The organism is Candidiatus Paracoxiella cheracis (genome assembly GCF_049348705.1).
Taxonomy (GTDB): Bacteria; Pseudomonadota; Gammaproteobacteria; order Coxiellales; family Coxiellaceae; genus Paracoxiella; species Paracoxiella cheracis.
The window spans coordinates 518,307-540,242 of sequence record NZ_CP186485.1 but is presented as its reverse complement, the minus strand read 5'-3'; the positions used below and the strand labels follow the sequence as shown (position 1 = coordinate 540,242).

Genomic DNA, 21,936 nt, shown 5'->3' with positions numbered 1-21,936 from the left:
AAATTATTTCTGGCTTGAATTCTTTTTAGTAGGCTTCGATGAATACGATCGTGAAGAAACACGCTGTATTTTGGCCCCTAATTGAGAAAGTTTTTCTTCAATACATTCATAACCGCGATCGATATGATAAATGCGATCGACGATCGTGTTACCGCGCGCCATTAGACCTGCCAACACCAATCCGGCAGATGCCCGCAAGTCCGTCGCCATCACGGGCGCACCCGTTAAATGATCTTTGCCGCGACAAGATGCGCTATTCCCTTTTAATGAAATATCTGCACCCATACGACGCATTTCGTGAACATGCATAAATCGATTTTCGAAAACAGTTTCTGTAATAACAGACTCACCCTCTGCGACGATATTCATCGCCATAAATTGTGCTTGCATATCCGTGGGGAATTCGGGGTACGGCGCTGTCGTCACATTCACGGCAAGCGGTCTTCGACCCTTCATATCAAGATCAACCCAATTATCACCGATTTTAATACTCGCACCCGCTTCACGAAGTTTATCCAACACCGCACCTAATGTATTCGGACAAACTTCTTTTATCTGAATGTGGCCGCGCGTCATTGCTGCTGCGATTAAATAGGTTCCTCCCTCAATTCGATCCGGCATGACGCTGTAACTACCACCTATTAAATGCTCAACCCCTTCAATTTCAATGGTGTCCGTACCCGCTCCCGAAATTTTCGCGCCCATTTTATTGAGAAAATTCGCAAGATCTAGCACTTCGGGCTCACACGCGGCATTGTGAATAATCGTTTTTCCCTCGGCTAACGCAGCAGCCATCATTAAATTTTCGGTACCCGTAACTGTGATTTTACCAAGATTAAGTTCTGCGCCTTTCAGACATGGACCCTTCACTTCGGCTTGAATAAACCCATTAACCACATTGACCTCAGCACCTAAAGCACGCATTCCATCGATATGAACATCAACGGGACGCGAACCGATGGCACAACCACCCGGTAAAGAAACTTCCGCCTTACCATAGCGTGATAATAAGGGCCCAAGCACCAAAATCGAGGCACGCATCGTTTTAACTAATTCGTAGGGTGCGTGGAAATTCGTGATATGTGATGAGTCGATTTCAATATTCATGCGCTCATCAACAGTAATTTGCGCCCCCATGCGGCCTAATAATTCCATCATGGTGGTAACATCATTCAAATGTGGAATGTTGCTCAGTGTGATAGGACCTTCAACGAGCAATGAAGCAGCTAAAACAGGCAGCACAGCATTTTTTGCGCCTGAAATTCGGATGACCCCATTGAGGGTAATACCGCCTGTAATAATTAATTTATCCATTATTTATTTTAATCCTAAAATCTCACTGACATCGCACACATCCGCGATGGCATGCAACGATGGCGGAACGTTGATAAACTGAATCGTTTTATTGCCTTTCTTCGCTGCACGCTTCCAAGCCATCATGAGCGCTAATCCACTACTATCAGATTGTGTAACGCCCTTAAAATCTATGATGGGTGTATCAATTTCATTAATGAGTGAATCACCACATTGACGCAATGTCGTCACGGTTTTAATGTTAATTTCACCGCTCACATACAGTGCATCATTATTGCGACTAATCGTTGCCTCACTCACAACTATGAACCTCGATTATGAATAACCAACCGTTGTATCAACAGCGGCAAACCACCACGAGCCAGCACGCCGGCAAATTGTGAACGATAACTTTGCACCATACTCACATTTTCGATGCTAAAGTCATACACTTTCCATTGACCACCACTGAGTGCTAAATCGTAATCTATTGAAATGCGCTGACCATTTTTTCGTATAATGACGCTTCTCACTTGGACCGTTTTTTGCCCTGCGGAATTCCCGCGGATTGGGTAAAACCGAACCTTGTCGTCGTCGTAAGAGGAAAGCGCATTAGAATAAGTTGAAATCACTAAATATTTAAATTGTCTGATAAACTCACTGCGTTGTGCAGGTGTTGCATCGCTCCAATATCGTCGACCTACCACAGCACCTCCCATACGATCTGCATCGATATGAGGCACTAACACACGATTAACAATACTATGAATGAGCTGCGGATTGCCTTTCAAGCGTGATTTATTTTTTTGTAAATACGATAACGTTTGATTTGCAACCGATTGCATCGTCGCCAAAGGCGAAGGCGCTGCAAACACTAAGCTACAGAATACGAATAATGGAAATAATAAAGCCCATTTTTTAAGGCGCTTCATGAGTGACTCCTTCTTTAATATTGTTTTTTGTAGTCACATCCTTATTACTTTTTCCTTGTAGATTATAAATTAACTGCCCAATCAAATTTTCTAAAATAAGCGCAGAATGCGTGGTTTCGATTCTGTCGCCATTCTTTAGATTTTGCTCTTCAAAACCTGGTGTCAAATTGATGTAATTGGAGCCTAAAATACCTTGTGTGAATATACTGGCTGACGTGTCGATCGGCAGAGAATCCATTTTATTTTCGATTTGCAACGTAACTTTCGCACGGAAATTGTCTCTATCGATGGAAATACCACTGACTTGCCCAATGCGCACACCCGATATAGATACCGGTGCATGTACTTTCAAATCACCGACATTGTCAAAGTCTGCCGTTAACGTATAAGTTTGACTCGTGCCAAACGATGCTAGGCCACTCACCTTAAACGCCAATAAAATTAGCGCCGCTAGGCCCGCCATCATAAAAATGCCCACAATAAATTCGATCGATCTTGCTTTCAAGGTTACCAACCCCCCATCATAACTGCCGTTAAGACAAAATCTAATGCCAACGTCATGAGCGACGAATATACTACAGTTTTTGTAGTAGCACGACTAATCCCCGCGGAATTAGGCGCGGCATGATATCCTTGATAAACAGAAATCCATGTAATGACAAACCCGAACACGATCGCTTTGATAATTCCGTTCACAATATCTGTACGGAAACTCACCGCTGATTGCATGTTCGCCCAGAAAGAACCGCCATCTACACCAAGCCAATCAACACCCACTAATTGGCCGCCGTAAATTGCAGTAATATTGAATAAAATAGTAAGAATGGGCATCGAAATCATTCCAGCCCAAAAACGTGGAGCAATGACTCGCCACAAAGGATCAACAGCCATCATCTCCATGCAACTTAATTGTTCGGTTGCCCGCATCAATCCAATTTCGGCCGTTAACGCTGAGCCGGCACGTCCTGCGAATAATAATGCGGTAATCACTGGTCCCAATTCGCGAACGACGCTCAACGCTAAAAGTTGGCCTAACTCCTGTTCTGCACCAAACTTCCTTAGGGTGTTGTAACCCTGTAATGCGACTACCATACCTATAAACATAGCAGATAATAGAACAATCACGAGTGAGAGCACCCCAACTCGATAGAGTTGCTCGGCTAATAATGGCCACGCCTGCCGCCATCTTGGCACCTGAAAGACGACACGCACAACAAAAATACCAGATTGTCCAATTTTTTGACAAAAATTGAGCCCAGCACGGCCCATTGTTTGAATCTGTGCAATCACAAGCCTAAATCCTGTTTAAAATTATCAGCGGGATATTGAAAAGGGACTGGCCCATCGGGCAAACCTTGAACAAATTGTTGGAGCTGAGGCGATGTATCATTGATGACTTCTTCTGGAGTCCCAGAACCAATCACAGTGCCATTCGCGAGCACATAAATATAGTCGGCCACAGCGGTCACATCTCTCACATCATGGGAAACGAGGACGCTAGTAAGCCCAAAGGCATCATTCAGGCGGCGTATCAAATTCAAAAGCACGCCACGATTGATCGGATCCTGCCCTGTAAACGGCTCATCGTACATCATTAATTCAGGATCTAACATGATTGCCCGAGCCAATGCAACGCGCCTAGCCATACCACCCGAGAGCTCGCTCGTTTGTAGCCCGGCGGCACCGCGAAGACCGACGGCTTCGAGTTTCATCAGCACGAGATCTCGAATCATATCTTCTGGCAGCTTTGTGTGCTCGCGAAGCAAAAAGGCAACGTTTTCAAAGACATTGAGATCAGAGAATAGCGCCCCTTCCTGAAAAAGCAAACCCATTCTACGACGAAGCTGCTTTAGTTTACTGCGTGACAGCGAGGGCACATCGCTCCCATTGACCTTCAATTGACCACTATCGGGTTTAAGCTGTCCACCAATAAGGCGCAACAGGGTAGTTTTTCCCGTTCCGCTGGGCCCCATGATGGCCGTCACTTTTCCGCGCTTAATGGCGAGATTAACGCCTCTGAAAATCTTTTTATCTCCACGCGAATAATGAAGATCATCAATTATTACAATATGTTCTTTGTTCTCATGCATAATCGTTCGTAAGTTCTGAAATCTAGTGACTAAATTCTGCAATATGCCTTATAATACCGAAACCAACACACGCTGCCTACTAAATTCATTAAGACGAAACATGATGCAAAATAGTGATAATATCAAAAAGTTAGGACAAGCAGTTATTGCAACTGAGATGCAAGCTATTGAATCTCTTCAAAAAAAAATTGACGACCATTTCGTCAACGCTTGTGAAACCATGCTAAACTGCAAAGGACGTATTGTCGTCATCGGCATGGGCAAGTCGGGCCACATCGCCCGGAAAATCGCTGCCACCTTTGCAAGCACAGGCACTCCTGCCTTTTACGTTCATCCGAGTGAAGCGAGCCACGGCGACATGGGCATGATTACCCCCGAAGATGTTGTAATCGGTATTTCTTATTCCGGCGAAACCAATGAGCTGATAAATATTATTCCAACTCTCAAACGCTTAGGAACCACCTTGATTGCCATCACCGGCAAACCGAGCTCAACCCTCGGTAAATCTGCCGCTATTTGTTTGGATGTGAGCGTCGAACAAGAAGCCTGCCCACTCGGCCTTGCACCCACGTCAAGCACCACGGCTACCCTGGTTATGGGAGATGCATTAGCGATCGCCTTGTTAGATGCTCGCGGCTTCACATCAGACGATTTTGCACGCATTCATCCCGGCGGTTCTTTAGGACGGCGCCTCTTATTGCACATCGACGATATCATGCATACCAATAACAGCATTCCTATCGTTAAACCGGATTGTCTGCTCGACCAAGCACTCATTGAAATCACCCAAAAGAGTTTAGGCATGACGGCTGTCGTTTCCGATAACGGTGAGTTAATTGGCATTTTTACCGACGGCGATTTACGTCGCACCATAGACAAAGGCTATGACATTCACAACACGCTCATTCGTGACGTGATGACCGAAAAAAGCGTTACCGCCTCACCGAAATTATTAGCCGCTGAAGCGTTAAAAATAATGCAAGAATATAAAATCACGTCCCTCATCGTAACTGATGAGTCACGCATTCCACTGGGTGTGGTTCATATGCACGATTTATTACGTGCAGGTGTTATCTAAAATGTCAAAAGATTCCATTACTGAAAAATTTCGTCGTATCCAATTACTCATTTTAGATGTCGATGGTGTTTTAACCGACGGCAAAATTTGGTTAACGCCCGATGGCAATGAAATGAAATCTTTTCACACCCACGATGGAATGGGCATTAAAAACCTACAAAATGCCGGTATTCCTGTCGCTATTATTTCAAGTCGAAACAGTCCGGTCGTTACTGCTCGCATGCAAGAATTAGGCGTACAACATATTTATCAAGGTCAAGTATCAAAGATCACGGCCTTTGAAGAATTATTGTCGCAGTTAAATATTTCAAAAGACACTGTTGCCTACGTCGGCGATGATCTACCCGATTTACCCGTGATGAAACAAGTAGGATTAAGCATTGCAGTTGCTAATGCCGTGACACAAGTAAAACAACAATCGGATTGGCAAACCCAACACACTGGCGGGCACGGTGCTGTGCGCGAAGTCTGTGACATGATCCTCCATGAGCAAAGTCGATGAGTAGAAACGTCTGGTTAAGTTTATTTTTAATTGCTGTCGCTTGTCTCAGTACCATTCTTATGGTGCACAGTAATCACCATCGAATCCAGGAGCGCGCCACGTTAGATCGTCGCCCCGATACGTTCATGACCAACGTAAATTATTACGAATACAACAACCAAGGACTTTTGCATAGCGAGCTTCAAACACCGAAAATCATGCATTATCCTCATAATAATGCCGCGCGCTTCCAAAAGCCGACCATGATGATTTACACCAGTGAACATATTCCTTGGTATGTATCGGCCGACAACGGCAAAAGCCAAAATGGTATAGACTGGGTTTATTTATGGGGCCATGTGGTGGTGCATCAACCACAAGAACCCAACAACCGTGAGACGACGATTAAAACCAGCGCGATGACGTTTTATCCCCGCAAATCTTATGCACAAACCGATGAAAACGTCACCATTACCCGCCCCGGATGGATCGTGAAAGCAAAGGGCATGAACGCAGATTTTAAAAAGGGCATCATTACGTTATTGTCACACTCAAGAGGTATTTATGTCCCCCAAAATCAGGCTAAGGAAACCAAGCAGTAAACTGCTCGGCCTTATTTTCTTGTTGCTACCCATTATCGTCCTTGCTCGTACAAACGATCAATATCTGCCCTACCACATTCAGGCAGACACCATCATTTACAACCAAAATCTCCACACCACGATTTACCAAGGGCATGTGCATGCAACACAGGGCACCCCTCGGCTGACCGGCGATAAGGTGGTGGTTTATAACAGTAAGGTGAATAATAAAATCATCTTAATCGTAGCTACCGGACAACCCGCCCACTACACCACCCTACCGGACAATCAACCTAAACGATTATTTACTCAAGCCGACACAATTAAGTATTATCCCTTGAAAAATCAAGTATTATTGTTAAAACGGGCAAAAGTCACGCAGGATGAAAACCTCTTCACAGGGCCTCATATCTGGTATGATATAAGTAAACAGGTGGTGGTCTCCACGAGCCCCGAGGGGCATGGCAAAACCACTGTCGTGATTGAACCGCAAGGTAGTAAATAGCAGCCAGAATGCCCACACTCAGCGCTAACAAGTTGCAAAAAAGTTATAAGTCCCGTCAAGTTGTTAAGGATGTTTCCTTATCGATAAGCAACGAAGTCGTCGGTCTATTGGGACCCAATGGCGCCGGTAAAACCACTAGCTTTTATATGATCGTCGGCTTAATCACCCCTGATAAAGGTCATGTTTATTTAGACGATCAAGATATCAGCCGCTTCCCAATGCACAAGCGCGCACGCCTTGGCATCGGCTATTTACCCCAGGAAACCTCTATCTTTCGCAAACTTTCCGTATACGACAACATCATGGCAATTTTAGAATTACGCGATGATTTAACAAAAAAAGAACGCCAAGAAAAATGCGAAAGCTTATTGCAAGAATTTCACATTAGCCATTTACGCGACATACAAGGCATCAGTTTATCCGGTGGCGAACGACGCCGCGTCGAAATTGCCCGCGCATTAGCCATGGACCCAAAATTTATTTTATTAGATGAGCCATTTGCGGGTATCGACCCCATTTCAGTCATCGATATTAAACGCATCATTACGCATTTACGCGATCGCGGCATCGGTATTTTAATAACGGATCACAATGTGCGTGAAGCATTAGACATTTGCCAACGCGCTTACATCGTGAGTGAAGGCAGCATCATCGCTGCCGGCACACCCACGGAAATTTTAGCCAATAAAAACGTTAGGGAGGTTTATTTAGGACACGAATTTGATCTTTAATACTTCAAACACTCAACACATTAAGGAGAAGTAACATGCAGATACAAATGACAGGCCAAGGCATAGACATCTCACCCGCATTACGCGAGTTAACTAAAAAGAAATTGCGACGCATACAATGTCATAATGATCAGATCACCAGCATCCGCATCACATTTCATGTCAATAAAATCCGGCAAATTGCCGATGCACAAATTGGTGTTCCTGGCAGCACGATCAACGCCAACGCTGAATCAACGGATATGTATAAAACCATTGATCTACTGGTGAAAAAACTAGAGGCGCAACTAAGCAAATACAAAAAAAACTGACAGAGCATCATTGATGGAATTAAACACATTAATTCATCCCGAGCTGACTGTTTACAAACAGACTGACCTCAATAAAAAAAAGGTATTGGAGCTCATCAGTAAGCTAGCCAGCGAATGGGATAATGATGTTAAATATCAAGATATATTAGAAGCACTACAAAAGCGCGAGCGGATTGGCCACACTGCCATCGGACATGGTGTTGCCATTCCGCATGCGCGGATTCGCGGGCTCAAGCGGCCACTTTGTGTAATCATCTCACTCAATAACATTATTAATTTTGCTCCAAAAGAAACAGCACCCGTTGATTTGATATGCGGATTATTAGTTCCCGAAGAAAAAGCCGAAGAGCACGTGGAAATTCTCGGAGCCCTTGCTGAAAAACTCAAAGATCAGTCATACTGTGACAAACTGCGTCAATCGCAAACGGATGAAGAATTATATCGGGCGGCGTTATCGTTTCCATGAATACCAACAAAAAAACAACGCTACATGGCAACTTCATGATAATCGACCAACTTGGCGTGCTAATTACCGGTGATCACGGCATTGGTAAAAGTGAGCTTTCACTAGCCCTCATGGATCTTGGCCATCAATTTATTAGCGATGATAGTGTCGATCTTTGCTGCCGTGATAACAAAATCATCGGCACTTGCCCTGATGTCATCGACAAATTCATGATCATCGCCGGCATCGGAGTGATTAATCTTGAAAAATTATTCACACCCGAGGCATTCGCTTGTGAACACGCATTACAGCTTATTATTCATCTCGTCGATCCACGCGACATGCCTGCCATCGAAGATCCCTTGAACCCCATTTCAAAATCAGAAAAAATACTTGGGATTGAGATACCCGAAATTATTTTCCCAGCATCGGCCGCTAAAAGTCTGCCGCTGCTGATTGAAACGCTGGCACGCAATTATCATTTAAAACTTAACGGCTATGATACCAGCGTCGAATTTACAAAACGACACCGACAAGCGAGCGGAACCACTCATGATTAAAAAAAACATTAAAATAATAAACAAACTCGGCCTACACGCACGCGCTGCTATGAAGCTCGTCAACCTCGCCTCGCGCTATCAAAGCAAAATTTTAATTTCCTACAACAACCGCGAAGTCGACGCGAAAAGCATCATGAATGTGATGGTGCTTGCAGCAAGCTGTGGCGCTACCATCGAATTAATCGTCTCTGGCGAGGATGAGCAAGAAGCCATGCAAGCTCTCGAAAAGCTAATCAACGATAAGTTTGGCGAGTCGGAATAAACCGACCCACCCCATAAAACTCAAGCTTTCATCCACGCGTTAGTGATGATCCTGCCATCCTTACATGTAAATTTGATGGGCGGCCCGTGGAATTTACATGTATAGAAATTTATATCACAAAATCAATGAACTAGTTAAAATATTTCCATGCGTTGTGTTGCTTTTTTTACTCCCCTGCTACCATCATAGGAGCGAGCAGGATTGAGCCGGTTTTGATATTGCGACGGTGATCAACATCATTCGCCACGCATTGAATGCCTTTAAAGATATCTTTTAAGTTGCCGGCAATCGTGATTTCATGGACCGGATATTGAATTTCACCGTTTTCAACCCAAAAGCCAAATGCACCGCGCGAATAATTGCCACTCACGATGCTGACTCCTTGACCGATAAGCTCTGTGACAAAAAGGCCCGTGCCCATTTCTTTTAATAAATCATCTAAAGTTTTATTCGAATGATTAAGCATTAAATTATGCACCCCACCCGAATTGCCGGTGCTTTTCATCCCAAGCTTGCGCGCAGAATACGTGCCCAAACTATAATTCACTAAAACACCATCTTTAATGTAATCTAATTTTTTGGTTCTTACACCATCGCCATCAAAAGGTACACTACCTATTTCACCAATAACGTGAGGATCTTGATAAATCGTCATTGACGCTGGAAAAACAGGCTTTCCCAATTGATCGGCTAAAAAGGATGTTCCGCGATATAGGTTAACGCCTGAAATTGCACTCACAAAGTGTCCCAACAAACTTCGAGCGACAGAAGAATGAAAAACTATAGGGCAACGTTGCGTTTTCAAACGTTTTGCACCCAATCGTTTTAATGTTTTTGCAACCACTTGGTCGGCAATGGTTTCTGCACTGAGCAATTTTGATGGGTCACGTGAAATGGTATATTCATATTCACGCGCCATTTCACCATTTTGCTCGGCCACCAAACCACAACTCAAACTGTGCGAGCTTTTTTGATAACCGCCAAAAAAGCCGTAACTATTCGCGAGCATTTCAGTCGCATCAAAGGTATTTAACGTTACTCCCTCTGAGTGTTTAATACGCTTATCTTGTTTTAAAGCACTCGCTTCACAAGACACTGCCATGTCGATCGCTTCTTTCGGCGTGATCGACCAAGAGTGATAAAGTTTTAAATCGGGATAATCGTGAGCCAATAAATCTGGATCTGCTAATCCCAAACAAGCATCCTCTCCTGTAAATTGCACAATTGAGCACGCCTTTTGAATGGCTGCCTCAATCGCCTCTGGCGAAAAATCAGAAGTACTAACCGAAGCCGTTCGGTGATCTTGAAAGACAGTAATATTGAGGCTGCGGTTTTGATGATGCTCGATAGTTTCCACATCACCCTGTCGTGCTGTCGCTGAAAATCCGGTTTCTAAGCTAGTTGATACGTCAACCTGATCAGCACCTTGCTTTTGTGCTTGCGCAATGATTTGTTCGGCAAGTGTTTTTAAGTGCTTCATATTTTTTAATTAGTGTGCTCTAGTACGATCATCTTTGCGCGACTTTGAACGACTATTGCCTACCATGGGTGGTTTTGTTGTGGACATCGATTCCGGTGTATGCTGCAAGGCAATTTCAAAAACTTCATCAATCCATTTTACGGGATGAATCTTCAAACCCTGCGTTACAATTTTTGGAATTTCTTTGAGATCACGCTTATTTTCGGATGGAATAATCACATGCTTTATACCACCACGCAGCGCCGCCAATAATTTTTCTTTTAGCCCACCAATCGGTAGCACTTCACCACGCAACGTAATTTCACCCGTCATGGCAACATTGGCTTTCACAGGAATTTGTGTAATTGCCGATACAAGTGCCACACACATGCCAATGCCGGCGCTGGGACCATCTTTTGGCGTTGCACCTTCTGGCACATGGATATGAAAATCATGATTCTGAAAGTAGTCCGATGCTACACCCATTAATTCCGCACGACTTCGCACAACGGTAGTGGCCGCATGAATAGATTCTTGCATGACATCGCCCAAGCGACCCGTATGCAATGATTTGCCCTTGCCCGCTAGCACTTGTGCTTCGATGGTTAGCAGCTCTCCACCTACTTCGGTCCAGGCTAAGCCAGTCACTTGACCAATTTGATCACGCTCTTCAACCAAACCAAAACGAAAACGTTTAACACCCAAATATTTTTCAATGTTTCGGCGTGTGATCAGCGTGCGTTTTTTCTTGCCTTTAGCTGTTAATATTTCTTTTACGACTTTGCGACATAATTTTGCTATTTCGCGCTCGAGTGCCCGCACGCCTGCTTCACGTGTGTAGCTACGAATGATTTCGCGAATAGCCGCGTCAGAAATATAAATTTCTTTCTCTTTAAGCCCTGTTTGTTTAACTTGCCGAGGAATTAAATAGCGTTTTGCGATATTTAATTTTTCTTCTTCGGTGTAACCGGCCAACCGAATCACTTCCATACGATCCAGCAGAGGACTCGGAATATCTAAAGAATTAGCGGTTGCAATGAACATGACATCAGAAAGATCATAATCCACTTCTAAATAATGATCACTGAATGTGTTGTTCTGCTCGGGGTCTAAAACTTCTAATAATGCCGAAGCAGGATCACCACGAAAGTCCATCGCCATCTTGTCTACTTCATCCAACATGAATAATGGATTGCGCACTTTTGCACGAGCCATTTTTTGGATAATCTTACCCGGCAATGCACCAATGTAAGTTCTGCGGTGACCGCGTATTTCAGCTTCATCGCGCACACCACCCAATGACATACGAATAAATTGGCGGCCCGTTGCATTTGCAATCGATTGTCCCAGCGATGTTTTACCGACACCAGGAGGCCCAACCAAACACAATATCGGACCTTTTAGTTTTTTCACGCGTTGTTGGACAGCCAAATATTCTAAGATTCGTTGTTTGACTTCTTCTAATCCGTAATGGTCCGCTTCTAAAATTTCTTCTGCCTTGTTCAGATCTTTGCTGATTTTAGAATGCTCTTTCCAGGGCACCTGCAACAACCATTCCAAATAATTACGGCAAACCGTCGCTTCGGCTGACATCGGCGGCATCATTTTCAATTTATTTAATTCTGCGAGCGCCTTTTCTTTCGCCTCTTTGGTCATGCCCGCTTTTTCAATTTTATCCAATAATTGTTTTTGCTCATCGACAGGGCCGCCTTCATCCAATTCACCCAATTCCTGCTGAATCGCTTTAATTTTTTCACTTAAATAATATTGACGCTGGCTTTTTTCAACCTGCTGCTTCACACGACCTTGAACGCGTTTTTCCACCTCGACCAAATCGAGCTCTTGAACGAGCAAAGTTTGCAGTAATTCAAGGCGAGCTTTAACGTTTGGCGTTTCTAAAATCTTTTGACGCGAATCTAGTTTGATCGTCATGTGCGCTGCGATACTGTCTGCCAAACGGCCCGGCTCTTCAATATTCGCCAACGAGGTTAATAATTCCGGTGGAATTTTTTTATTGATTTTGACTAGCTGCTCAAACTGTGAAAGCACGGCACGAACCAACGCTTCAACTTCCTGACCACCAACACCCGCTCCTTCTTCTAGTATTTCCAGGTCAACGCTTAAATAGTCGGCTTCTTTATGAAGCTTTATTAATTTGGCGCGATTAGAGCCTTCAACCAAGACTTTTACAGTGCCATCAGGCAATCGCAACAGTTGTAATATCGTCGCAACCGTTCCGACCTCATAAATGTCACTTTGTTTCGGCGTATCGACGTTAGGATCTTTTTGGGAGGCCAAAAAGATCTGCTTGTCACCGTTCATCGCCATTTCAAGTGCTTTGATGGATTCAGTACGACCGACAAATAAAGGGATAACCATGTGCGGGAAGACAACGACATCTCGCAATGGCAGTAAAGGCAAACGTGCCTGTTGTTGTTTAACTTTTTTAGTCATTAAAAATTATTCCGTAGCTACCTTTCGGACAGATTTATCATTTTCATAAATGAACATCGGTTGAGATCTTTTGTTAATCACTTTTTCATCGATGATGACTTTTTTCAAGCCTTTCACCGACGGAAGCTCATACATCAGATCTAACAATGTATGCTCAACGATTGATCGCAGTCCTCGTGCACCCGATTTACGGACAATCGCTTGTTTGGCTATTTCTTTCAGTGCGTCTTCACGAAAATCAATTTCAACACCTTCGAGTTCAAACAATTTCTGGTATTGTTTTGTGAGCGCATTTTTAGGCTCAGTGAGAATATTCATAAGCGCGCCTTCATCCAGCTCATCAAGCGTGGCCACGACAGGTAGTCGTCCCACAAATTCTGGAATTAAACCGAATCGCATTAAGTCTTCTGGCTCGACAATCTTAACCAGCTCAGACGATTTTGTATTATCATCTTTAGCGCTCACCTCTGCGGCAAAACCAATGCCACTTTTGTCGGTACGATGCCTGATTATTTTGTGTAAATCCGCAAATGCACCACCACAAATAAACAGAATGTTCGAAGTATCTACTTGTAAATATTCTTGCTGCGGATGTTTACGCCCACCCTGCGGTGGTATAGAGGCGACGGTTCCTTCAATAAGTTTGAGTAATGCTTGCTGCACACCTTCACCCGACACATCGCGCGTCAGTGAAGGGCTATCTGTCTTACGTGCAATCTTGTCAATTTCATCGATGTACACGATACCCGATTTTGCCTTCTCAATGTCATAATTACATGTTTGCAAAAGTTTTTGGATGATATTTTCAACATCTTCACCCACATAACCCGCTTCGGTTAATGTTGTGGCATCGGCAATCGCAAATGGAACATTCAAAATCTTCGCGAGTGTTTGCGCTAATAATGTTTTTCCTGAACCTGTTGGGCCAATTAATAAAATATTACTTTTATTTAACTCAACATCACCTTTTTTATGATGATGGCTAAGTCGTTTGTAATGATTATAAACAGCAACAGACAAGACTTTCTTTGCGAAATCTTGCCCAATCACATATTCGTTGAGCATGTGGTGAATTTCTTGCGGGCTGGGTAATTTCTTTTGTGATTCTACAGCCTGCGCCAGCTCTTCTTCGCGAATAATATCATTGCAGAGATCAACGCATTCGTCACAAACAAATACGCTTGGGCCAGCAATTAATTTACGAACTTCATGTTGGCTTTTACCACAAAAAGAGCAATGTAAAATTTGGGGTTTTTCTTCACTCATCTAGCGTTACCTCATTCAGTTGTAAATATAGGGGCATTGTTCCCATATTTCAATGAATGACATACGTTATTCCACTCGTTCCGTAAATACCGAATCAACCAATCCATATTCTACTGCTTCTTCACTTGTTAAAAAGTAATCACGATTAGTATCTTTTTCAACTTCTTCAAAACTCTTGCCCGTGTGTTTTGCTAAAATTCTATTCAATCTGTCGCTCACTAATTGTGTTTGGCGGGCATGAATTTGGATATCGGTCCCTTGTCCCTGATACCCACCCAACACCTGATGGATCATCACGGTGGAGTGCGGCAGGCAGTGACGCTTGCCCTTTTTACCCGCAGTCAGCAACAATGCGCCCGCACTCGCTGCTTGGCCGATGCACAACGTGCGAACATCGGGCTTAATAAACTGCATTGTATCATAAATGGCCATGGCAGCGGTGACGACACCACCGGGCGAATTGATGTATAAGCTTATGTCTTTATTAGGATTTTCTGACTCCAAGAAAAGAAGTTGGGCAATCACCAGGTTGGCCATGTTTTCTTCAACCGGACCGATGAGAAAGATGATTCGATCTTTCAGAAGCCTTGAATAGATATCATAAGCCCGCTCACCGCGCGAGCTTTGTTCTACAACCATAGGTACTAACACGCTCATTCTCACCTCTACTCTTGTGAACGTTTCAATGCATCTTCATAGGATAGTGACTTTTCCTTGATCTCTAGCTGCTCCAGCAACTTTGCTACCGCTTGATCTTCAAGAACAACCGACTCGATCTCGGATAGCATTCTCTTATTATTATAATACCAGGAAACCACTTCTTCTGGCTTTTGATATACCGATGCAATCTCTTCTACTTTTGCACGAACTTGGTCGGGATCCACTTTGATTTCGTGCTGTTTAATCACCTCACCCAGCAACAGCCCTAGCACCACGCGCTTTTTGGCCTGCTCGACATAAGGGTCGCGCGGCAATTCCAATTTTTTCACATCGTCTGGATTTTGACCCTGTGACAGCATTTGCTGGCGCGTCATCTGTTGAAGGCTATCGATCTCGGCTTCCACCAACGCTTCAGGCACCTCAATAGGATTCTTTTCAATCAGTTTATCCAAGATGCGTATCTTTAATTGTGAAGCCAACACTCGCTCTATTTCTTTTTCCATGTTTTTGCGTGCTTCATCGCGCAATGCTTGGATGCCTTTATCAAAGCCAATCTTTTTGGCCAGTTCGTCATCCAAGTCAGGAAGTTTCGATCCCAACACCTTGTTAAGTTTGATTTTGAATACTGCTTTCTTGCCCGCGAGTTCTTGGCTCGGGTATTCTTCCGGGAAAGTGACATCTACATCGCGCTCTTCGCCGGGTTTGATACCAACGATTCCCTCTTCGAAGCCTGGAATCATTCGTTTTGAGCCCAACTCGAGCTGAAAGTCTTTCGCGCTGCCTCGCTCGAATGGCTTATTCTTATTATCGATCATCCCTTCAAAGTCGATGACGACACGATCACCCTCTTTAGCCGCACGCTCAACCTCATCCCACTCAGCATGTTGTTTACGCAGCTCTTCCAGCATGCCATCTACATCTTTATCGGTGACTTCGGCGCTATGACGCTCGATGCTGGATCCGGTGAGATCTTGCAAGGTAACCTCTGGATAGGTCTCAAAATTAACCACAAATTCTAAAGGCTTACCTTTCTCAATCTTGGAGGGCTCGATCTTGGGTATTCCTGCGATTTGAAGCTTCTGCTCTTCTACCGCCTCTCTCAAATTGATCTGTAGCAGCTCATTAGCGACTTCATGCAATATGTCTTCCCCAAAGCGTTTTTCCAATACGTTGACCGGCACCTTTCCAGGTCTAAATCCAGCTACTTTGGCTGTCTTTGAAATCTTTTGAAGTCGTTCTTTATAGGCTTTTTCGACCTGCTCTGCAGGTACGGTGACCGTCATTCGTCGTTGTAATCCATCCAATTTTTCTAGAGATGCTGCCATAAATCTACTCACTTTCAGTTTGCTATGGTGCGAGAGGAGAGACTCGAACTCTCACAGGTTACCCCACTGGAACCTAAATCCAGCGCGTCTACCAATTCCGCCACTCTCGCTCGGAATCATATGCTTAGAGGGACGTATTGAACACTAAAAGGGAGTGTGACACAAGTTTTGAAGATGATCGCGATCAAAAAGTATACTATCATGTCGTGTACCTACCTTTTACCTAAGGGATACGCTACCATGAATCATTCGTTTAATAAAATCCTCATTTTACTCAACCTCGCTTTCGGGTCGTTCATGATCCCGCTTGTGGGCAATGCCACCGAGACACAAGTCACAAAGGCTATCGATAGCACAGGCAATTTCAGAGGCGTGGTCGTGCGAACACCCCAGGTGTTATTTTACGTGACGGTTTACGGCAATCTCGCAAAGTTCGCACCAAATACCCCTGCACTTCTTGAAGCACAGCATTTTGCGCAGGCATTAGGGAAGAAACCAGTGCCAATCAAAGCGCTTAAAATTGAGTATTATCCGCAGTCTCAGTTTGACGGTAACGGCGGAAAAGTTGCGCAAGTGAACGGCATCCGCATCAATTATTATCCGTGTATGGCAAACAATGAAACGCTTACCGGCGTACAAAATGATAGCAATACCCAGCGCGGACTTAGCGGCAGTTTTCCGATTACGTACAATAAGGGTTTTAAGTTTGCGTGCCGTAGTTTAGATGGAAATGGCGGTAAAGTTCGCAGCATCGGTTCGGTTCATTTTACATATTATCCTAACGATCGCATGTCATATAATGGCGGCAAGTTATCACGCGCGGGAAATTATACGATTACTTATCACAGTCCCAATAGTTTTACAGGACAGGCAGGCGAGTTACAAAGTTTTGGAAATTAAATTGCATGCGTATCGGGATTGGCATTGCCGTTAAAATAGTAACCGCAATCCCTATATTTTTTGTAACTTAGTCTTCACAACTTAATCCAAACATTTCTAAACCGGCCTCTAAATACTCGGCAATTTGCGGCTTAGATAATAAATATTGAGCGGTATGCGAGGTCCAACCTTCGCGTGCTTGCTCTAAACATTGATCCCATTCGTCAATCGAATAATCACCTCGACCCAAATACATCAGCGCAACTAACTGCATTTGCTGATCGGGTTCAAGTTGATTAATGGCTTCTTGCACTTCTGAAAATGTTAAATCGTTTTGATGATCCGCTAAAATTTGCTGAAAATCATCTTCACTAAATTCTTGCGGATTTTCAGGAATCACCACGCCTTCTTTCGCCTGAAATTCACGGGCATGACTGATGATTTTACAAACGATATCTGAATTCAAATCAAGTTCTGGCATGACTACCCCTTTCCCTTTGCTAACGCATACCCTTAATAATAGCGGCAAATTGGTTTGGTTACCATATGCTATACTTCTTTAACGGAGTATAATCCTATGAAAACTTCCATTATTACAGCTTTATGTTTGGGTGTTGGATTAAGCTTCACCACCGCCGCCAGCTTTGCTGGTCAGTGTCCTAGCAATTTACATCAAGATAGTGAAGGCTATTGGACTTCAAATGACACGCCCGGTTGGAAATCTGTAAAACCAACGGATACTAAAGTCACGGTCGAGTCCAAAAATTTTGGTGGCGCTATTTATTCACCCACACAAAAACGCATCGCTTGTGTCTACAAAGGCAGCGATGGTCAATGGGTTGCTTTAATATCAAACGTGGATCATCCATTTAATGAGGATAATCTCAATTTAAAAGTTTGGACATTCGTCAATAAACACAATATTTATATTTGCGGCACACCAAAATATAAATTAGACGAATGCACGTTTGTAATCAGCACAGAAAGCCATTGATGAGCCCATAAAAAGGCTAAAACGCCTACCGTCGAGAAAATCGCACAGCAAACTGTGCAATTTCTCGGCTGATAAGTGCTGCGGCTCTATTGGCAGCCAGCACACCGCCGTAGGGATTATTTTCAGATGTGGGAACTACCACTTCAAACTGTCGACTTGCCACAACATGATTGGTGACATTGCTGATGAGTGAAGCTTGCACCACCAAACGAACGCGACTGGTGGGCAATAAAAATTCTTGCTGAAGCTTAATTAACTCCGTATCTAATCGAAGATTCGTAATCCCCGAAAATGGTGGCGACACAACTGCATAAAAATAACTGGTGTTGCGCAGAGCACGCACAAACATCGGCAATAACATTTGAGCGGGCGGTGCTACCCAGCGATTATCTGCAAATGATTCCAGTTCAAACGGCGTCTCCATATAAATCATGGCAGACGTTTGATAACCTGGCGCTGCAATCGGATTCGACACCAGTAATGTTAATTTCGTTCTCGGGTGTGAGGCCCTGAGAGATTGTCTTAGGCTGCTGAGGGTATAGCTATTCATCGGTTTGGTGGCAATAGGTCCACACGCCGTTAACACAATAGCCACAAAAATGATCGCTAAACATTTAAAAACTTTTACCATCATTTTTCCCCTGGGCCGGGTGGCGATGGATATTTACCACGCACCAAGATCGAAGGATTATGCTGTAATTCCGCACTTAATTGTTGCAGGTTGCCTGCCACATCATTCAACTGTGTTAGTAATTGTTGCGTGCTTGGGACTAATTGCTGAGACACATTTTGCACCGCCGTTCGTGTATCGCGCATCGTCACGACAACGCTACTGCCAGCATTATTTAATTTATTTGCAACTGCCTTCACCGACGCCAACGTCGCTTTTAATTGTTTCATGATGTCCGGCAAATCTTTGCTGGCTTGTGCGCTATTAGTCAATAATTTTTTCGTTGAGACCATAATGGCATCAATATTTTTTGAATTTTGCGCGATCGTGCTCGTAATTTTTGCTGTATTGGCCAAGCTTTGACGAATGGCCTCACGATTTTTTTCATCAAAAACTTTACTGATGTTAGCACTCAAATCACCAACAGTTTTTGTCACCTCTTGCAAGGCCGTGCTTAATTTTAATAACAAGGAAGGTTCTGAAGGAATCACCGGATATTTTTCACCGGGCTTTGCTTCAAGAGGTGGCGCTTCCGCCGTTAATGCTTTTAAGCCGATATAATCCAATCCCGTAATACCTTCTGCCATTAATGTTGCAATCGTACTCGTGGTGATCGGTGTGCCTTCTTGAATTTTCAGCACTAACATCACTTGCTGAGGATCTTTCGGATTTAATTGAATCGATTGCACGTAACCCACTTTCACACCGTTATATCGAACGGGACTTTGCACGCTCAATCCCGACACTTCTTCATGCATATACACAATATAAACGTCGTAAACTTCACGATGCTTGAGCGAAGTGAGCCAGAAGATCAGCACGACCAGTGTCGCGCCCAATAAAATGACGAATAATCCAACGATGGTATAATTTACTTTACTGTCCATCCTGGGTTCCTAAGGTTTCGATAGCCCGTTCAAACGCACGAACACCACTAAAATAATTCTTAATGAGCGGATGCGTTTGTTTCACTAATTCTGTCATTGGCAATGCCGCCAACACCTTTCCTTCTCCTAAAAACACAACGCGATCGGGCACTCGCCATAACGAATCAAGATCATGGGTAATCATAAAAAATGTTAATCCAAGGCTATCTCTCAAGTGTAAAATTAATTCATCCATGTCGCCTGCACCTTTTGGATCAAGCCCTGATGTTGGCTCATCTAAAAAAACAATTTCAGGATCTAGCGCAATGGCGCGCGCTAATGCGGCGCGTTTTTTCATCCCACCGCTGAGCTCAGCCGGATATTTTGGTGCTGCATCCAGCTCCAATCCTGTTAATGCAATTTTGAGCAACGCCAATTCCTTTTGCGTTGATTTTTTCAATCTCGTGTACTCACCAATCGGAAACATGACATTTTCGAGAACCTGCAATGAACTAAACAACGCAGAACTCTGAAACATCACCCCCCACCGTCGCTGCACGCGTAAGGCTTGCGCCTCCGAGCAAGTCACGACATTCGTCCCAAACACCTTAATTGTGCCAGATGTTGGCTTTAAGAGCATTAAAATACTGCGCAACAAGGTGGTCTTGCCGCAACCACTCGGCCCGATGACCGCAACGATTTCACCTTTGCGAACGTCCAAATTTAAACCATTATGCACCCAGCGACCGCCCAAATAATTCCTGAGCGATTTAATTTCGATGACCTTCTCCGCATCCGATCGATTTGTCATCAAACTCCCCGCCAACTAAATAAAATCGAGAATAAGGCATCGGCGATAATAATTAAAAAAATGGACTGCACCGCACTTTGTGTCGTCTTTCTACCCACATCGTCTGCGGTGCCCGACACCTGAAATCCCTGAAAACATCCGACGGCAGCAATAATCAACGCAAACACCGGCGCCTTCACCAAGCCCACAATGTAATCCTTCACCGCAACCGAATGCTGAAACCGCTCAAGAAAGGAGTAATAGCTGATACCCAGTTGCGCCTTTGACATAACCATGCTACCGAGCACACCAAAAATATCAGCCCACACCGTCAATAGCGGCAAGGCAATGACCAGCCCCAAAACTTTTGGCATGACCAAGCGCTCAATCGGTGATACACCCATCGTGTTCAAGGCGTCAATTTCTTCATTGATTTTCATGGTGCCAATTTGTGCGGTAAACGAGGTGCTCGTCCGTCCTGCCGCAATGATCGCCGTAATCAGTGGCCCAAATTCGCGCAAAATCACCATTCCCGTTAGATCAACAATAAAAATATCCGCGTTATATTCCGACAATTGCACTGCAATTTGGTAGGTCAAAACAATACCGACTAAAAAAGTTAAGAGTGCCACAATTGGCAATGCACGATACCCCGTGTCATCAATAAAACGCAAAATTAAACGCCATTGAAAGCGTGATGGCTGCCTGATACTGCGCACGATACCGATAAACATTTCTCCCACAAATTCCATAAACTCATACACGACACGCCATTTGAAGTACGATTTTTCGCCAATGGTATACAACAGGCTGGGTGTTTCGGGTGGCGGTGGTGGGTTACGAACTAGGTCAATTTCATCGGTAACCAATTTCAGTAACGATTGAAATCGCTCACTGATGCCCGATACGGTGGCCTGCTTACCCAGTTTTTTAAAGTTTACGATGATGTTTTCGATGAGGAGCGCACCGGCGCTGTCCATGATGGCAATCGCACTGCCGTCAATCGTGACGTCTTGACCCGCTTTCTTCACAAGCGTTTGAATCGTCGGCGCAACGGCGGTGATCCCTGCTATTGTCCAGTTGCCTGACAAGTGCAAGTGAGTTTTGTCTTCAGAGAGCGCTATCTTCGCATCAGATGCTTTTTTTTTCGTGTCCATACTGATGTCTATTTTGCCATTTAATAAGCAAGAAAACTAGGAATAGCGAAGGAACGAGAAATTTCAATTTTTCGGGAGTCGCCATCCCAAGCTGCTTATTCCCATCCTGGTATTGACGCCCGCAAAACAGTAACCGCAAAAAATAAA

27 protein-coding genes and 1 tRNA gene are annotated in these 21,936 nt (G+C 44.1%); 11 read left to right on the top strand and 17 right to left on the bottom strand.

Going from position 1 to position 21,936, the window contains the following annotated elements:
- Positions 1–3: 3 nt before the first annotated feature.
- The 6 genes from murA to ACJMKR_RS02800 are packed head-to-tail and all read right to left on the bottom strand — an operon-like array spanning position 4 to position 4,315.
- On the bottom strand, positions 4–1,314 hold the full coding sequence (murA, locus tag ACJMKR_RS02825) for a UDP-N-acetylglucosamine 1-carboxyvinyltransferase (RefSeq protein ID WP_423063685.1): 1,311 nt from the start codon (positions 1,312–1,314) through the stop codon (positions 4–6).
- Positions 1,315–1,317: 3 nt separating this feature from the next.
- Positions 1,318–1,614 carry an STAS domain-containing protein gene (locus ACJMKR_RS02820; protein ID WP_423063684.1) on the bottom strand — a complete coding sequence of 99 codons (297 nt, stop codon included), beginning with the start codon at positions 1,612–1,614 and terminating at the stop codon, positions 1,318–1,320.
- Between the two features lie 2 nt (positions 1,615–1,616).
- Positions 1,617–2,225, bottom strand: coding sequence for an MlaC/ttg2D family ABC transporter substrate-binding protein (locus ACJMKR_RS02815; RefSeq protein WP_423063683.1), 609 nt, complete (start codon positions 2,223–2,225; stop codon positions 1,617–1,619).
- The gene (gene mlaD / locus ACJMKR_RS02810; RefSeq protein ID WP_423063682.1) at positions 2,212–2,730 is read right to left on the bottom strand and encodes an outer membrane lipid asymmetry maintenance protein MlaD; all 519 of its coding nucleotides are present in this window, start codon (positions 2,728–2,730) and stop codon (positions 2,212–2,214) included. The genes ACJMKR_RS02815 and mlaD overlap by 14 nt, the downstream gene beginning before the upstream one ends.
- Positions 2,731–2,732: 2 nt before the next feature.
- On the bottom strand, positions 2,733–3,494 hold the full coding sequence (mlaE, locus tag ACJMKR_RS02805; protein ID WP_423064170.1) for a lipid asymmetry maintenance ABC transporter permease subunit MlaE: 762 nt from the start codon (positions 3,492–3,494) through the stop codon (positions 2,733–2,735).
- Between the two features lie 17 nt (positions 3,495–3,511).
- Complete coding sequence (locus ACJMKR_RS02800; protein WP_423063681.1) at positions 3,512–4,315, bottom strand: ABC transporter ATP-binding protein; 804 nt, start codon at positions 4,313–4,315, stop codon at positions 3,512–3,514.
- Positions 4,316–4,418: 103 nt separating this feature from the next.
- Between ACJMKR_RS02800 and ACJMKR_RS02795 the strand changes: the two genes are divergently transcribed.
- Genes ACJMKR_RS02795 through ACJMKR_RS02755 form a run of 9 tightly spaced genes read left to right on the top strand, consistent with a single transcriptional unit; the run spans position 4,419 to position 9,269 of the window.
- Positions 4,419–5,393 carry a KpsF/GutQ family sugar-phosphate isomerase gene (locus ACJMKR_RS02795; RefSeq protein ID WP_423064169.1) on the top strand — a complete coding sequence of 325 codons (975 nt, stop codon included), beginning with the start codon at positions 4,419–4,421 and terminating at the stop codon, positions 5,391–5,393.
- Position 5,394: 1 nt separating this feature from the next.
- Complete coding sequence (gene kdsC / locus ACJMKR_RS02790) at positions 5,395–5,895, top strand: 3-deoxy-manno-octulosonate-8-phosphatase KdsC (RefSeq protein ID WP_423063680.1); 501 nt, start codon at positions 5,395–5,397, stop codon at positions 5,893–5,895.
- Positions 5,892–6,476 (top strand): LPS export ABC transporter periplasmic protein LptC, encoded by a 585-nt coding sequence (gene lptC / locus ACJMKR_RS02785; RefSeq protein ID WP_423063679.1) that lies wholly within the window; start codon positions 5,892–5,894, stop codon positions 6,474–6,476. Before kdsC ends, lptC begins: the two co-directional genes overlap by 4 nt.
- A gap of 19 nt (positions 6,477–6,495) precedes the next feature.
- Positions 6,496–6,960 (top strand): lipopolysaccharide transport periplasmic protein LptA, encoded by a 465-nt coding sequence (gene lptA, locus ACJMKR_RS02780; RefSeq protein WP_423063678.1) that lies wholly within the window; start codon positions 6,496–6,498, stop codon positions 6,958–6,960.
- Positions 6,961–6,968: 8 nt separating this feature from the next.
- A complete protein-coding gene (gene lptB / locus ACJMKR_RS02775; protein WP_423063677.1) occupies positions 6,969–7,691 on the top strand; it encodes an LPS export ABC transporter ATP-binding protein in 723 nt (240 codons plus the stop codon).
- A 35-nt stretch (positions 7,692–7,726) separates the two neighbouring features.
- A complete protein-coding gene (gene hpf, locus ACJMKR_RS02770; RefSeq protein ID WP_423063676.1) occupies positions 7,727–8,002 on the top strand; it encodes a ribosome hibernation-promoting factor, HPF/YfiA family in 276 nt (91 codons plus the stop codon).
- Between the two features lie 13 nt (positions 8,003–8,015).
- Complete coding sequence (locus ACJMKR_RS02765; RefSeq protein ID WP_423063675.1) at positions 8,016–8,468, top strand: PTS sugar transporter subunit IIA; 453 nt, start codon at positions 8,016–8,018, stop codon at positions 8,466–8,468.
- The gene (locus tag ACJMKR_RS02760; RefSeq protein ID WP_423063674.1) at positions 8,465–9,007 is read left to right on the top strand and encodes an HPr kinase/phosphorylase; all 543 of its coding nucleotides are present in this window, start codon (positions 8,465–8,467) and stop codon (positions 9,005–9,007) included. The genes ACJMKR_RS02765 and ACJMKR_RS02760 overlap by 4 nt, the downstream gene beginning before the upstream one ends.
- Positions 9,000–9,269 (top strand): HPr family phosphocarrier protein, encoded by a 270-nt coding sequence (locus ACJMKR_RS02755; RefSeq protein WP_423063673.1) that lies wholly within the window; start codon positions 9,000–9,002, stop codon positions 9,267–9,269. The genes ACJMKR_RS02760 and ACJMKR_RS02755 overlap by 8 nt, the downstream gene beginning before the upstream one ends.
- A 166-nt stretch (positions 9,270–9,435) precedes the next feature.
- Here the strand turns inward: ACJMKR_RS02755 and pmbA are convergent, their stop codons facing one another.
- From pmbA to ACJMKR_RS02725, 6 genes are all read right to left on the bottom strand, one after another.
- On the bottom strand, positions 9,436–10,749 hold the full coding sequence (gene pmbA / locus ACJMKR_RS02750; RefSeq protein ID WP_423063672.1) for a metalloprotease PmbA: 1,314 nt from the start codon (positions 10,747–10,749) through the stop codon (positions 9,436–9,438).
- 9 nt (positions 10,750–10,758) lie between these two features.
- On the bottom strand, positions 10,759–13,182 hold the full coding sequence (lon, locus tag ACJMKR_RS02745) for an endopeptidase La (protein ID WP_423063671.1): 2,424 nt from the start codon (positions 13,180–13,182) through the stop codon (positions 10,759–10,761).
- A gap of 6 nt (positions 13,183–13,188) precedes the next feature.
- Positions 13,189–14,448 (bottom strand): ATP-dependent Clp protease ATP-binding subunit ClpX, encoded by a 1,260-nt coding sequence (gene clpX, locus ACJMKR_RS02740; protein ID WP_423063670.1) that lies wholly within the window; start codon positions 14,446–14,448, stop codon positions 13,189–13,191.
- 66 nt (positions 14,449–14,514) lie between these two features.
- A complete protein-coding gene (gene clpP, locus ACJMKR_RS02735) occupies positions 14,515–15,105 on the bottom strand; it encodes an ATP-dependent Clp endopeptidase proteolytic subunit ClpP (RefSeq protein WP_423063669.1) in 591 nt (196 codons plus the stop codon).
- An 8-nt stretch (positions 15,106–15,113) separates the two neighbouring features.
- Positions 15,114–16,433: a trigger factor gene (gene tig, locus ACJMKR_RS02730; protein ID WP_423063668.1), complete on the bottom strand. Its 1,320-nt coding sequence runs from the start codon at positions 16,431–16,433 to the stop codon at positions 15,114–15,116.
- 25 nt (positions 16,434–16,458) lie between these two features.
- Positions 16,459–16,543 (bottom strand) — tRNA-Leu (locus ACJMKR_RS02725).
- A 130-nt stretch (positions 16,544–16,673) separates the two neighbouring features.
- On the opposite strand from ACJMKR_RS02725, the gene ACJMKR_RS02720 reads away from it, so the two are divergent.
- The gene (locus ACJMKR_RS02720) at positions 16,674–17,333 is read left to right on the top strand and encodes a hypothetical protein (protein WP_423063667.1); all 660 of its coding nucleotides are present in this window, start codon (positions 16,674–16,676) and stop codon (positions 17,331–17,333) included.
- A 67-nt stretch (positions 17,334–17,400) separates the two neighbouring features.
- On the opposite strand, the gene ACJMKR_RS02715 is transcribed toward ACJMKR_RS02720, so the two are convergent.
- A complete protein-coding gene (locus ACJMKR_RS02715; RefSeq protein WP_423063666.1) occupies positions 17,401–17,793 on the bottom strand; it encodes a DUF3775 domain-containing protein in 393 nt (130 codons plus the stop codon).
- Between the two features lie 96 nt (positions 17,794–17,889).
- Here ACJMKR_RS02715 and ACJMKR_RS02710 point away from each other — a divergent pair, with 96 nt between their 5' ends.
- Positions 17,890–18,306: a hypothetical protein gene (locus ACJMKR_RS02710; protein ID WP_423063665.1), complete on the top strand. Its 417-nt coding sequence runs from the start codon at positions 17,890–17,892 to the stop codon at positions 18,304–18,306.
- Positions 18,307–18,331: 25 nt separating this feature from the next.
- Here ACJMKR_RS02710 and ACJMKR_RS02705 read toward each other — a convergent pair whose 3' ends face one another.
- The 4 genes from ACJMKR_RS02705 to ACJMKR_RS02690 are packed head-to-tail and all read right to left on the bottom strand — an operon-like array spanning position 18,332 to position 21,789.
- Complete coding sequence (locus tag ACJMKR_RS02705; protein WP_423063664.1) at positions 18,332–18,940, bottom strand: ABC-type transport auxiliary lipoprotein family protein; 609 nt, start codon at positions 18,938–18,940, stop codon at positions 18,332–18,334.
- The gene (locus ACJMKR_RS02700; protein WP_423063663.1) at positions 18,937–19,863 is read right to left on the bottom strand and encodes an MlaD family protein; all 927 of its coding nucleotides are present in this window, start codon (positions 19,861–19,863) and stop codon (positions 18,937–18,939) included. The genes ACJMKR_RS02705 and ACJMKR_RS02700 overlap by 4 nt, the downstream gene beginning before the upstream one ends.
- Positions 19,853–20,653 carry an ABC transporter ATP-binding protein gene (locus tag ACJMKR_RS02695; protein WP_423063662.1) on the bottom strand — a complete coding sequence of 267 codons (801 nt, stop codon included), beginning with the start codon at positions 20,651–20,653 and terminating at the stop codon, positions 19,853–19,855. Before ACJMKR_RS02695 ends, ACJMKR_RS02700 begins: the two co-directional genes overlap by 11 nt.
- The gene (locus ACJMKR_RS02690) at positions 20,653–21,789 is read right to left on the bottom strand and encodes an ABC transporter permease (protein ID WP_423063661.1); all 1,137 of its coding nucleotides are present in this window, start codon (positions 21,787–21,789) and stop codon (positions 20,653–20,655) included. The genes ACJMKR_RS02695 and ACJMKR_RS02690 overlap by 1 nt, the downstream gene beginning before the upstream one ends.
- Positions 21,790–21,936: the final 147 nt, after the last annotated feature.